Below are 14,139 nucleotides of genomic sequence, written 5' to 3' on the forward strand. Positions count from 1 at the left end.
CAACTTTAGGCTGAATTAAAACAAAGTTTAATTTGTAATAACGGCCTTTTTGCACGGGGTCACAGTGTTTCATAACGCTGTGGTTAGTAGGGTAGGTGACATAATTAATTGAAAAAATTCTACTACTGAAAATGGCTTTGTTGGTTACTCTTTCGGTCATATCTAATCCATTATTTTACGTGTATTAAACGTCGCTTAACGCATCTCAAGCTAGTTGTATTGGTTGTAACTTAGTTAAATACTAGCGTGAATAATGTAATGAAATGTTCTACTTAATCTGAATTTTCGACCATGAATACTTGATAGGCAAGCGAATCAGTAACTTATGGATAATTACATTAGGGCGTGTCCTCATTTTAAAAATGGTGATAAAAATGAGATAAATTGCAGCCAAACAAGGAAAATAGCGCAGATACTGAATAATATTAGGTTTGCCACAAAGAGATTATGAACCGCTCCAGATATATCGGAAAGTAGCTCTTTTAAAAGGTAATAGCAATTTAGGTATAGCTATTACAGACTAATCAACCAACAACTAAGTTTTCAATAAACCACTCCCATATCGCATCGACAGCAGGTTGTGACACCGATGTGCGTTTACGAATAAGATAGTAATCAGGCTCAACGGTTAAATCTAATTCACTGACTTGTAGCAAACGACCCGCAGACAGATCTGCTTGTACGAACGCCTGACAAGCAATCGCAATCCCTTGTCCTGCCAAAGCCGCATCTAACGCCAGCGCAGTTTGGTTAAATACGGCGCCTGGCAGCTTATCTGTCGTGTTAAGAAAACGTGGCCAATGGTTATGTGAATCATGTAGCAGTGGCATCTCTTTTAGTTGCTTGAGTGACATAGGAAGCGTGATGTCAGCGACAAAATAAGGATTAGCAACGGCGACCAGTTTTTGTTTGAACAATAACTGCGTATCAAAAGAGGAGGGAAATGGTGGACGCGTAAGCCGTACCGCTATGTCTACCTGATCACGGTCGAAATCTGCAATAGATTCAGTAGCGACAGTACGTAAGTCGATGTCAGGCACAGCAGTTGCTAGCGCCGAAAGATTGGGTAGTAAAATTTTAGTGGCAAACGTTGGTGTCACACTAATGGTCACCGTCTTAGGTTCTTTGAGTATCTGAGTGGTGGCCTTTTTTAAAATCTCAAACGCCCGCGTGACTTCTACAAAGTAGATTGCGCCTTGACCAGTAAGAGCCACCCCCTTTTGTAGCCTGTGAAACAGCGCAAACCCTATGTGTTCTTCTAATATACGCACCTGCTGAGCGACAGCCCCTTGTGTCACAAAAAGCTCATCGGCAGCCGCACGAAAATTCAAATGACGCCCCGCCGCTTCAAATGCACGTAATGCATTCAAAGAGGGTAAAGCGCGATAAACGTTTGACACAGCCATTCCTTAAATAATAAATCTGGCAATAGATTTTCTACAGTCTAGCATCTTTTAATATCATGCGAGATATCTGCAGCCATTAGTTATGATAAGTAAAACAATCACTAATGGAGAAAATCATGACTATAGAAAAAGTTGCTCTGATTATGGCAGGTGGCTCAGGAATGGGTGCAGCGACCGCTCGCAAGCTCACTCAGGATGGTTATCAAGTGGCTATCTTATCGTCCTCAGGTAAAGGAGAAGCATTAGCGAAAGAGCTTGGCGGGGTTGGTGTCACGGGTTCTAACTTGGTAGATGCTGATGTACAGCGCTTAGTTGATTTGGCAATGGATAAATGGGGCCGTATTGATGCGCTGGTAAACTCTGCTGGTCACGGTCCACGTGCGCCTATTTTAGAGATTACCGATGAAGACTGGCATCAAGGTATGGAGGTTTATTTTCTCAGTGCGGTGCGGCCGATTCGCTTAGTTACGCCGATCATGGTGGCACAAGGCGGCGGTGCTATTGTCAATATTTCCACAACTTGGGTCACAGAGCCGACAGCAACCTTCCCAACCTCGACGGCGTTTCGAGCCAGTCTGGGTGCTTTTACTAAGATTTTCTCTGATGACTATGCGTCACAAGGTGTTCGCATTAATAATGTCTTACCTGGTTGGATTGACAGCTTGCCTGAATTCGATGAGCGCCGTGAAAATATTCCGATGGGACGTTACGGTAAAGCTGAGGAAGTTGCTGCAACGATTGCCTTTTTATTATCAGAGGCGGCTGGATATATTACTGGTCAGAGCATACGCGTTGATGGCGGTGTAACTCACTCTATTTGATAAAGGTCAATGCTATGTTTAGAGCATACACAGCACTAATATTGCTTGGTGTGATTTGGGGATCAAACTTCATTTTTATGAAGTGGGCCACCGCTTTGATAACGCCTTCTCAAACTGTCTTTCTACGAGTGTTGTTTGGGTTTATACCTTTAGCGTTAATTGCATGGCGTCATAAAGTCATTACTCGGGATCAACTTGCGTATTTGCCGCATTTTATCGTCATGTCTGTGCTCGCAACCTCCTTCTACTATTATGGGTTTATTGCGGGTACTGCGTTATTGCCCAGTAGTATCGCGGGGTTGTTAAGTGGCTCAATTCCTATCTTTACTTTTGTAGGAGCAGCGCTCTTTTTGCCAGAGGAGAAACCCACTAAACAGATGGCGCTAGGGGTTGCATTAGGGTTTGCTGGTATTGCATTGAGTGCACGTCCATGGCAAGGCGGTATAAATATATCTCTGATAGGTGTTTTATGGATGCTCGCTGGTTCTTTGAGTGTTGGCGCATCATTCGTATACGTACGTCGTTTCTTATCGCATCTAAAGCTACCGCCATTGGCATTAGCCACATGGCAGATTGGTATTGCGGTGATGACGCTTGCCGTGCTCATTGATTTCGACGGAATTACTCATATAGCGACAGATGCCCAAGCACTGTGGGGCACTATACTAGGACTTGGTATATTAGGAACGGGCGCCGCTTTTTTGATTTACTACTTTATCATCGAGACTTTAGGCTCTGTGCGTGCTGCTGGTGCTACGTATATCGCACCTATCATTGCTGTGATCATCGGCGCGATTATAGGAGAGGCTATCACTTATGTAGAAATTGTCGCCTTGCTACTGATACTTAACGGCGTATTGCTTATTCAGACAGGCAGAAAGAAGGTAAAGTGAGTCAATAAAGTATAGGTCAACGATTAAAATATTAGGGAGCTTAAGAGTTACTGTTTATTTTTATAACGGGTCTTATGGTAAATGGGTTTAGAGGTAAAAAGCCACCGGCTCGGTTGCGCTAAAGTATGGGCATTTTATCGATAAAATGTCTCAAAAACACAGCCTAATTATGAGCTGTGGTATAATTTGTCATTATAATACCAGCACATTGCTGCCATAGCCCATTTCTCTTTTATACATGAAGCCCTTTTTATGTCCAAAACTTCGTTTGATGCTCAAACCATTTCTAATAGCCTACGTGCTGCTAAACACCAACCGCGTAAACGCTTCGGCCAAAATTTCTTACATGACCGTAGTGTTATCCGTGAGATTGTTGAAAGTATTCGCTTAGAGCGCGATGACAATTTAATCGAGATCGGGCCGGGGATGGGCGCGTTGACTGAGCCGTTATTGGCAGAGGTGGATGCGATGACGGTCGTAGAGCTAGATCGTGATTTGGCAGACAGCTTACGTATTCGTATCGGCGCCAATAGCCATCCAAACTTTGAGATTGTCAAAAACAATGCCATGCATGTAGATTATCGTGAGTTCTACAGTGAAGAACGCGGTAAGCTGCGCGTGGTGGGTAATCTACCGTATAACATCTCAACGCCTATCTTGTTTCATCTGCTTAGTTATGCGGATGTGATTCAAGACATGCATTTTATGTTGCAAAAAGAAGTGGTCGAGCGCATCACGGCCGATGTCGGTAGCAAAACCTATGGCCGTTTGTCTGTCATCATGCAGTACCACTGTGATACAGATTATCTGCTGACAGTGCCTCGAGGCGCTTTTAATCCGCCCCCAAAAGTGACCAGTGCTGTCTTTCGCCTGACACCGCATATCAACAAGCCCATCGTTGCGAACGACGAAGAACATTTTGCCATTGTCGTACGTGAGACCTTCAATCATCGCCGCAAGACATTACGCGCAATCTTTAAAAAATCAACGCTGTTACCAACGCTGAGCGAAGATGATTTCGCAGCGTGCAGTATTGATCCGCAAGCACGTCCTGAGACCTTGAGCGTCACAGATTTTGTCAATCTAAGCAACCATTCAAGGCATTTAGAAGTATAAGTGCTGATTTTTCTGCCATTATCATCTCTAAAAGATTGAGGTATTATGAGTTTTCGCCATCAGTACGTCATTGGTGACCTACAAGGTTGCCATGCAGCTTATCTGCAATTACTAAAAACACTAGATTTTGATCCTGCTCAAGACAAGCTATGGTTTGCCGGTGATTTGGTGGCGCGTGGTGAAGATTCATTGAATACGCTGCGTGATGTAAAGGCATTGTGCGAGCAGGGTGCTGCAGCCACTGTGTTGGGCAATCATGATCTCAACTTGATTGCGGTATGGCGCGGTGCTGCAAAAATTAAGCGTAAAGACAAAACAGCACCTATTTTTGCCGCTGATGACTGTGATGAGCTGCTCGAATGGCTGCGTCGGCAGCCGATACTGGCTTATCCAGATGATCATACGGTGCTGGTACATGCTGGTATTCCACCGCACTGGACTATTGACGCGGCAGAAACACACGCTCAGGAGCTAGAATCACAACTACAAGGCAGCTTAAAACAGCTCGATCGATTGCTACCGAATTTGTATAGCAAAGAAGCTGACGAGTGGCATGCAAGCATCAATGGTTTTACCAAGATGCGCGCGATTGCCAACTACTTCACTCGGATGCGTCTGTGCAAGCAAGATGGAACGCTTGAGTTTAGCTTTTCAGGGGAGTTAGATGAGCCGATGCCAGACGGTTTCTTTCCTTGGTTTGAGTGGCCAGTACCGCGTACGCGTAAGATATTATTTGGCCACTGGGCTGCTCTAAAAGCCGAGATTGATTTGCCAACTGTGCGTGCACTTGATGGTGGCTGTGTTTGGGGCAACCATTTATTGGCTTATCGGTTGGGGAATGGTCAAGTAATCACGTCTAGCGCTCATTGCCACATTGATAGTTGAAGCATAAAAGCCGTTCTTACAGTTCATTTTAGTGGTTGATACATTAGATTAACAGGCAATGTACCAAAACCACCAAAGTCACCCATCTAATTGGGTAGCTTTGGTGGTTTTTTAGGTTTTGGCAAAGGGTTTTTGGCATCACCAGTAGATTTGTCATCATGGTCGGTGTCACTATGCTCATCAGCGATAATATCATTGTGCTCGCTATCAATGGTACTGATGGTCTTAGTGGCTTTATCATACTGGATATCATCAGTATACGGCATGCTGTTCAGTTCATCATCTACCAAGCCATCATCCAAATCCATGACTTTTTTGGGAGAGGTGTGAGGCTGAGTATAATCGCCGTTTGGCTGATTGTCATAGTATATGTCTGTACTCGTTTGAGTGGTTTGCTTAGACTCAGGCAATATTCTGACATCAGACAATCGGCGCACCACATAATTACTTGGTATGGCTTTGCCATTTTTTTGCGCCGAGGTATCATCAAATATCATATGGCCTTGGCTATCAATCCGTGCATACTTCATGGGCTTATCGCGTGGCCAAAAAAAGTCAGAGGGATGGCTGATAATATGACCAAACACGAGCTTTGTGAGGCGACTCCATTCAAAGAAGCGCACTTCTTTAGAACGCAGAGCAACAAATAATGCTAGCGAAAAGCTGACGACCAAGTTGACCATACCAATAAGTGCCACACCAAGTATGGACAGCAGAATGATATTCCAGTTTATATCATCAATCGAGGAGTTAAATAGTCCGTGTGCTAAGTTGGCCGAGGCAAAGGCAATATGACGAATATCAATTGGTAGGCCAAATAAATAGCCAATCGTTGCGGTACTGCCTAAGAAAACCCCGAACAAGAAATTACCCATGATAGCGCCCAAATTGGCTTCTATAAAGCCTCCTAAGCGTTGCAGCCATGCTTTTGGCAGTAGGAACTGTAATAGTCTATGGCGCTGTATACGAGCGCCAACATTGTTATACACGGCTAGATTGTCATAATAACCGGCAATCAAACCAGATAAAAACAAGTACACACCAGCAATGGCTGCATGAGGAAGTGCCAACGAATGAAAGGGGTCTAAATCATGGAGTAGGTGACCTGCTTTTTCAGTGCCAATCATTGGCGCACCTGTGTACTGCAACCAAGCAAAAGAGATGATAAGCGCAACAGGTATAGCCAACATGACGTTACCCATAATGGCAATAAACTGCGTGCGCAAAATATCAACGACCAACTCTGAAAGTTTGGTCAGCTGGTGAGACTTTTTACCAGAGCCTTCAGAGATGGTAGAGGCAATGGCTGCTGCTGTCATGGCGGGCTGCTTGGTTGCTACGGTGCCACGAATAACATGAATGAAAACAAAGCCTAAGCCATAAATCATACTATTGATAAATGCTCGGCCCATAGGGGCAAGTGCCAAATGATAAGCCAATATCTTTATGGTTGCCATAAAGGCAATCACAAAACCACCAATAGAGGCTTTTTTGAGCATCTTTTGATAGCCAGCTTTATCGGTGCTGATATAGTGCTCACCCACACGGCTCGCATTTTCGGTGACTTTACGTGAGAGCAGTTTGGTGTTGTTATCAATCAGGTAGCCGATACTATAACGGCGATTGGCAGTGGTAATCAGGGCTTGTATCAGCTCAATAACGGCCCGATCTCGCTTTTGGTTGTCATCGGTCACAAGCTCCGTCAAAATCCGTATCCGCTGCAAACTTTGATCCAAACGCAGCATCATATTGGTCAAACGAATAGAGATACCGGTTTTATAAATACGTTTACGTACCGTGGCTACTATGTCTTCGCATTGCTCTAACATGACCAGTAAAGGTGCTGGATCAACGGCATGCTCAGGGGTAATGTCCGTGAGGGTATCCAATTCATGCGCTTGACGGTATTGATTGACAAACAGTACCGCTTCTTGGTTTTGTGCCACAAAAGAGGCTGAATAATTCAGCATTTGCGGATAGGAGTCCATCAAATCAGGATGCAAACCAAGACCACTAATACGATACGATAGAATAATGATGGCATTCAAAATGCTGTTTTTTGCCGTCGCTACTAAATTTAAGTGCTTGTCTTCTACTTTGATCTGCTTGACGAGATCATCCCATTTGTCTTTTTCGATATTGTTGAGCCAACGTTCATCAGAGCGTTTGTCAAACAAATAACCAACCAGTTCAACCACTGAGTCGTCTTGAGGTAATATCGGCAAAAAACGATGACCGATCAGCCGTCGTAAACTGTTGAAGAATCCTTGATCTGACATGATGCCCGTATCGGTATACAGCGCGATTTGTCGATACTGGATAATTAGTTTTAGCACAAAGCTAGACAGACCGTCCCCATATTCTGGATGCTGATGCAAAATATCAATGAGATCTTGGATTTTTTCATTGGCTAAAGCAGGTTCTTTATCGCTGACACGTAGCTCATCAATCAAACGTTTGAGCACCGAAGGATCGGGCACATCACTGAGGGCGGTAATTTGTTGTAAAATGCGTTTTAATTCTGACACGTCGCACCCTTTATCATAGTTGTTTCAATCGTTTTTATTATTTAATACTATGCATTACATAGTGGGGAGTAATGCGTTTTTGAAATTTGGTAAGGTTCTAATTTTATTTTAGCAACACTTTGTCCTGCATCATTTTAATCGTAACCACACATCGATAGTGAATTATTTTGTTAGCAGTTATTTTGACAAAAAAAAGGACAGTAACAAGACTGTCCTTTTTATTAGAATTTTATAGAATCTTTGCGATGACCATTTAGCTAGCAGGTACATCGAAGTAATCAAGATCAAAGTTCATCATTGGATCACTACCAGCTTTGACCATCTGTGCATGCGACTCGATACGTGGCAATATACGACCGACGAAATAATCGGCTAGCTTGGCTTTATTGGTATAAAAATCACCTTCTTTACCATCAGCAGCTTCGACCATCATCGCAAACATGTATGAATAAGACAAGTAACCAAAAGCATGCATATAATCTACTGCACAGCCGTTAACTTCGTTCTTGCGTTCGCCAATATTGCTGAGCACCGTATTGGTTAACGCTTCAATCGTATCTGCAGCATCTAGCGTGGCTTGTTTGATACCGTGATCTGCTTGCATATTATTGACAAAGTCACGAATCTCACCCAAGAAGTGAGTGACGTATTTACCATTGTTACGAGCCACTTTACGACCCAATAGATCAAGTGCTTGAATGCCGTTGGTGCCTTCATAAATCTGAGCGATACGGGTATCACGTACGATTTGCTCCATACCCCATTCACGGATATAGCCATGACCACCAAAAACTTGCTGGCAATCAACCGTCGCTTCTAGAGCTTTGTCAGTCAAGAAAGCCTTAGCAACTGGCGTCAGTAGAGCAACGCGAGCAGCGGCCGCTTTTGCTGATGCAGGATCGGTACTAAACTTCTCTTCATCAAGGTTTTTGGCAACGTACATCGCAAAGCAACGTGAGGCTTCAGTATTGGCTTTGGCATTCAATAGCATACGGCGTACATCAGCATGATGAATGATGGCATCAGCAGGTTTTTCTGGGCTTTGAAGCTGTGTATCGCTACGACCTTGACCACGGTCATTGGCATATAGTGCCGCATTTTGATAAGCCAGTTCAGAACCGCCAAGGCCTTGTAGACCCATGGTGACACGCTCGTAGTTCATCATAATGAACATTGATGACAGACCCGTGTTTTCTGCACCAACCATCCAACCTTTGGCATTATCAAAGTTCATCACACAAGTGGCAGAGGCTTTGATGCCCATTTTGTGCTCAATAGAACCAACTGCTAATGTATTGCGCTCGCCCAAGCTACCATCTGCATTGACCAAGAATTTTGGTACCACAAACAGCGAGATACCTTTTGAGCCTTCTGGTGCATTAGGTGTTTTTGCCAGTACCAGATGAATGATGTTGTCAGTGAGGTCATGCTCACCGCCCGTGATAAAGATTTTGGTACCAGAGATGTCATAGCTGCCATCATTATTAGGCACCGCTTTGGTTTTGATAATACCCAAGTCAGTACCTGCATGCGGTTCAGTCAAGCACATGGTGCCTGCCCATTCACCATTGTACATTTTTTCTAGATAAGTTTGTTTTTGCTCTTCAGAGGCTGCTGCGTTTAGGCATAGCGTCGCACCAACGGTTAGATTTGGATACAGTGCAAACGATTGGTTTGCAGTAAATACCATCTCTTCTGTCAGCATGGTCACCATTTTAGGGAACCCTTGACCGCCGTATTCTGCATTACCACTTAAGCCAACCCAACCTGATTCAGCAAATTGCTTGTACGCTTCTTTAAAACCTGTTGGGGTAGTGACAACGCCATCACCATGAAAGGTTGCGCCTTCTTCATCACCACTGCGATTGATAGGCAATAGAACGTTTTTAGACAATTTCGCCATTTCTTCTAATATCATATCGACTGTTTCTATATCGACATGAGCGAGGTTTTCATTATTTTGCCAAAATTTAGGCGCATTAAATACATCATTTAAGATAAAGCGCATGTCATTAAGAGGGGCATTATAAACAGCCATAAACATTCCTTTGATTCAAATGAATAAAATTAGATTCTTTGAGATTATTAATGGTTCTCTTGATATAGCATTAGAGGTGAATAACCAAAGTTTAACAAATAAGCGTGTGAGCGAGTGTATTTGTTCGTGAATTGTGCGTGCACCAAAAGTTAGTAGCGACTATTGTGATGCTGAAATACCTCTCAAGTGCTAAATCCACCATTGACGTAGGGTACTAACAAGATGAACAGCGCTACAAAATAAATCGGCAACATACCGTGGTATGTTGCCGATCATGTATCTTAGCTAACTTATAAAGTCTTTAATTAAAAGGCAAACTGCTCAACATCCATGCTCATGTACGGCTCAACACCAGTGCTGATACGCTCTACGTGTGTGGTAGTACGTGGAAGCAATTTGGCAAAATAGAACTGTGCCGTTTTGATTTTAGCATCATAGAACGCAGGTTCGCTGCTGCCATCAGCAATAGCGGTTTGTGCCACAAGTGCCATACGTGCCCATAAATAAGCCAAAGTCACGTAACCACTGAAGTACATGTAATCAACCGCTGCACCGCCTACTGCTTCAGGGCTTTCAGTGGCTTGCATGCCAATGCGCGCTGTTAAGTCGCCCCATTCTTTTAGATGCTTGACTAGTGGACGGATAAATTGACCCATCTCATCATTTTCTTTGTTTTCATCACAGAAGTCTTGGATAACTTTGACAAAGTTTGCAAGCAGCTTACCTTGTGAACCCAATACTTTACGTCCCAATAGATCAAGTGCTTGGATTTCAGTCGTACCTTCGTATAGACAAGCGATACGGGTATCACGTACGTTTTGCTCCATACCCCATTCACTTACAAAGCCATGACCGCCATAGACTTGAATGCCATGGTTGGCCGCTTCTAGACCCGTCTCGGTCAAGAATGCTTTAGCGATTGGTGTCAATAGTGACAGCATTTGGTCAGCAAATTTCAACTCTTCGCCTTCACCTTTTGCGACGGTATCTGCAAAATGTGAGAGATAATAGACCAATGCACGACCACCTTCAGCAAAGGCTTTTTCAGTCAATAGCATGTTGCGAACCGCTGGATGTACAATGATCGGGTCAGCTACTTTTTCTGGTGCTTTGGTACCTGACAAAGAGCGCATGGCCAGACGATCTTTGGCATAAGTCAATGAGCCTTGGAATGCGTACTCTGCAGCAGTCAAGCCCTGAACAGCAGTACCGATACGGGCAACGTTCATGAAAGTGAACATGCACTGTAGGCCACGGTTTTCAGGTCCGATCAAGTAACCAGTGGCACCATCGAAGTTGATGACACAAGTGGCAGAGGCTTTAATACCCATTTTGTGCTCGATAGAGCCACAAACGACATTGTTACTATCGCCAACGCTACCATCTTCTTGAACCGTCATTTTAGGAACGATAAACAAAGAGATGCCTTTTGTGCCAGCAGGTGCGCCTGGTAGGCGCGCTAATACAATGTGAATAATATTGTCGGTTAAATCATGCTCGCCGGCTGAGATAAAAATCTTTTGACCAGTAATGCTATAGCTACCATCTTCTTTAGGCTCAGCTTTGGTACGGATGATACCCAAGTCAGAACCTGCATGTGCTTCAGTCAGACACATCGTACCTGACCATTCACCGCTGATCATTTTTTCTAAATAGATATTTTTTTGCTCATCAGTACCATGATGCTCGATGGTTTGGATCGCACCATGTGATAGGCCTGGGTACATAGAGAATGACCAGTTAGCCGTACCAACCATCTCATTGATGACCGTTGACAGTGAAAACGGCATGTTTTGACCACCAAATGCTTCTTCAGCAGACAAAGCAGGGAAGCCAAGCTCACAATAAGCTTTATAAGCTTCTTTGAAGCCTTTTGGCGTGGTGACAACACCATTTTCAAACTTACAGCCTTCAGCATCACCGCTTTGGTTGAGTGGCGACAGCTCATTTTCAGCAAAGCTTGCAGCCATTTCAAACAGGCTATCCATCAGCTCGCGGTCCGCTTCTTGAAATGCAGGTAGCGTTTTGTAGTGGCTTTCGCTATCTAGTAGTTCATGCATAACGAATTGAATATCACGTAAGGGCGCTTTGTATTGCATAACTTCCTGTCCTTTTTGGAATGTAACCAATCACAGTCAGTATTAGGCATAAAATTGCACTGGTATGTGGTGCATGGATTCGGCCTGACTTACGCTAAAAATTAAACCAGCAGTAAGTATAAAAACAGATTGACTGTGTTATTGATGACATAAAATAGTATTGAAAAAATCATGATTGTTAGAGTCGATAGACGACTAAATGAGTTCTAACAAATTCACTATAAAAGATAGGCGTTCATAGGAAATTATACAAGTTTGGTGACAGGACTGATAAGTCATGAACCTATCTTGCATCAATTATACAATCAACGTTAGGCGCAAAAAAATCATCGTAATAACCCTATGAAAACTTTCATGATGCTAAGAATTATCATCATTAGCGCGCTACATTTTTTAGCCGATTTAGACCGCTATTGATTGCACTGAACCACACTAAAGCGATGCTCTAAAAAAGCCGCTACAACTGTATTTGCAGCGGCGCCTCTGTTAACTGTGTCTGATAGGATGTCATGCTTACCATCAATAGGGCATATTGACAGCAGTTCTATTTGGCAGCGTACTGTTCCATTAGCATTTTGGTCGCAGCATCAGCAGTTACTGGTTTGCTAAACCAATAACCTTGACCGTTCTCACAGCCCATGTCCAATAAAACATCACGCTGTTCCACCGTTTCAATGCCTTCGGCGACGACCTGCATGTCTAGCGCAACTGCTAAATCCAAAATGGCTTTGACGATAGCATACTGGGTGCGATCGGTATCAATATTTGAGATAAAGCTTTTATCGATTTTGATAAAGTCAAAAGGATACTCTTGTAAGTAGCTCAAAGACGCATAGCCAGTACCAAAATCGTCTAGAGCAAGACAAATTCCCAACTCTTTTAGTAAATTTAGTTGTTTTCTGACATTATCATGACGTTGAATCAAAGAAGATTCAGTCACCTCAATATGTAATTGATGTGCGGCAATACCATGCTCCACCAGCAAGCCACTTACCATCGAAAAAAACTCAGGATGACTAAATTCAGCGGCATCCGCATTGATACAAACATGCTGAGAAAATCCTTGCTGCTGCCAAATTGACAGCTGCTTTGCAATCTGAATGGCCATTTGTGAAAACAGCTCAAACGACAGCTTATGAGTGAGAATAGCATCGATGAAGTGTATGGGCTTTAACAGTCCGCGAGTTGGATGCTGCCAACGCACGAGTGCCTCAAATCCTGTAATCTCACCAGTATCTAATGAGAATTTTGGCTGATAGTGGGGGACAAACTGACCTGCTGTGGTAGCCAGCCTAAGCTCAGCCTCGAGTTGTAAGCTGCCTGCAGTATCCTCTTCAATGGCATCATCATACCAGCGGATGTCATCCCCGCCATGTTGTTTGACATATTGTAAGGCTTTCTCAGCTTTGGTCAGTAGTTCTATGACATCACAATCGTCTTTTGGAAAATAACTGACGCCAATAGATACGTGATAATAAATATTGTTGTCAGCAGCTTGATTTTTTCCCAAAGAAAAAGGACGTTCACACATTTGCATGAGTGTGTCTAGCTGATGGCGTACTAGGTTGGCGTCATTATATTCAAACAGCAAGGCAAAGTCGTCACCACCAAAGTGGGAGAAACATCGTAGGTTTTTTAATTTGAGTGCTTCGACACCTGAGACAAAGTTCTTTATTAATTTATTGGTACCTTCAGGTCCTAACAAGCTCGAAAGATTGCGATAGCGATCGATATTCAGACGTACCACCACCACTTCTTGGTAACTGTCTAATAATATATCGCTGGTCTGATTCAAAAAAACTTTTCGGTTAGGCAGTCCTGTCAATTGATCGTAGTTGAGCAAATGTGCGAGCTGTTTTTGGTCTTTCACCGCCGAAGATAAATCTTGTATCATACAAACATGGTAGGTGCCTTGCTCGATATGGATTCTACGGTAGGTGATATGGCAATCTAATGTCTGTCCATAGCGATTGGCCATGGAAAAATCAAGCTCATAAAACCCGTGCTCATCTAAGTTGTGATGGATGTCTCTTAAAATAGACTGTTCTTCAACTGATAAAAACTCAGCAGCATAAATACCTAGTGGTCGACCAACCAAAAAGGCCTCTTTATAGCCTATCATAAGCTCATAGCTGGCATTAACAGATAGATAGCGTAAATTGCTATCTAATATAAATATGGCATCTTCGAGGCGTTCGCACAGTTCGGTCATTAATTGTTGTTTGGTCAATACTGACAAGGGTTCAAAATTGCTCATAATAAGATCTCACAAAAGAGAATGGCTTATAGGAAATAAGAATTGAACTATCAAGGCATGCTTAATCAGTGACAAATAAAAAACAGCAGGCTCTTA

General features: G+C 43.2%; 9 protein-coding genes. 4 read left to right on the forward strand and 5 right to left on the reverse strand.

Annotated features, from left to right (window positions below; all coding sequences use genetic code 11):
- Window positions 1–524 precede the first annotated feature (524 nt).
- On the reverse strand, window positions 525–1,400 hold the full coding sequence (locus IP510_RS08135; RefSeq protein ID WP_320154189.1) for a LysR substrate-binding domain-containing protein: 876 nt from the start codon (window positions 1,398–1,400) through the stop codon (window positions 525–527).
- A 122-nt stretch (window positions 1,401–1,522) separates the two neighbouring features.
- Between IP510_RS08135 and IP510_RS08140 the strand changes: the two genes are divergently transcribed.
- The 4 genes from IP510_RS08140 (at window position 1,523) to IP510_RS08155 (ending at window position 5,121) form a co-directional block, all read left to right on the forward strand.
- Window positions 1,523–2,227: an SDR family oxidoreductase gene (locus tag IP510_RS08140; RefSeq protein ID WP_194364288.1), complete on the forward strand. Its 705-nt coding sequence runs from the start codon at window positions 1,523–1,525 to the stop codon at window positions 2,225–2,227.
- Between the two features lie 14 nt (window positions 2,228–2,241).
- The gene (locus IP510_RS08145; protein ID WP_194364289.1) at window positions 2,242–3,120 is read left to right on the forward strand and encodes a DMT family transporter; all 879 of its coding nucleotides are present in this window, start codon (window positions 2,242–2,244) and stop codon (window positions 3,118–3,120) included.
- 252 nt (window positions 3,121–3,372) lie between these two features.
- Entirely contained in the window at window positions 3,373–4,236 is an 864-nt protein-coding gene (gene rsmA, locus IP510_RS08150; protein ID WP_194364290.1) for a 16S rRNA (adenine(1518)-N(6)/adenine(1519)-N(6))-dimethyltransferase RsmA, read from the forward strand.
- A 45-nt stretch (window positions 4,237–4,281) separates the two neighbouring features.
- Window positions 4,282–5,121 carry a symmetrical bis(5'-nucleosyl)-tetraphosphatase gene (locus tag IP510_RS08155; RefSeq protein WP_194364291.1) on the forward strand — a complete coding sequence of 280 codons (840 nt, stop codon included), beginning with the start codon at window positions 4,282–4,284 and terminating at the stop codon, window positions 5,119–5,121.
- A gap of 86 nt (window positions 5,122–5,207) precedes the next feature.
- On the opposite strand, the gene IP510_RS08160 is transcribed toward IP510_RS08155, so the two are convergent.
- The 4 genes from IP510_RS08160 to IP510_RS08175 form a co-directional block, all read right to left on the reverse strand.
- Window positions 5,208–7,649 (reverse strand): site-specific recombinase, encoded by a 2,442-nt coding sequence (locus tag IP510_RS08160; protein ID WP_194364292.1) that lies wholly within the window; start codon window positions 7,647–7,649, stop codon window positions 5,208–5,210.
- Between the two features lie 253 nt (window positions 7,650–7,902).
- On the reverse strand, window positions 7,903–9,687 hold the full coding sequence (locus IP510_RS08165) for an acyl-CoA dehydrogenase C-terminal domain-containing protein (RefSeq protein ID WP_194364293.1): 1,785 nt from the start codon (window positions 9,685–9,687) through the stop codon (window positions 7,903–7,905).
- Between the two features lie 305 nt (window positions 9,688–9,992).
- Window positions 9,993–11,786: an acyl-CoA dehydrogenase C-terminal domain-containing protein gene (locus IP510_RS08170; RefSeq protein ID WP_194364294.1), complete on the reverse strand. Its 1,794-nt coding sequence runs from the start codon at window positions 11,784–11,786 to the stop codon at window positions 9,993–9,995.
- A gap of 544 nt (window positions 11,787–12,330) precedes the next feature.
- The gene (locus IP510_RS08175) at window positions 12,331–14,043 is read right to left on the reverse strand and encodes a putative bifunctional diguanylate cyclase/phosphodiesterase (protein WP_194364295.1); all 1,713 of its coding nucleotides are present in this window, start codon (window positions 14,041–14,043) and stop codon (window positions 12,331–12,333) included.
- Window positions 14,044–14,139: the final 96 nt, after the last annotated feature.

It is taken from the genome of Psychrobacter sp. NG254 (assembly GCF_015277735.1).
GTDB lineage: Bacteria > Pseudomonadota > Gammaproteobacteria > Pseudomonadales > Moraxellaceae > Psychrobacter.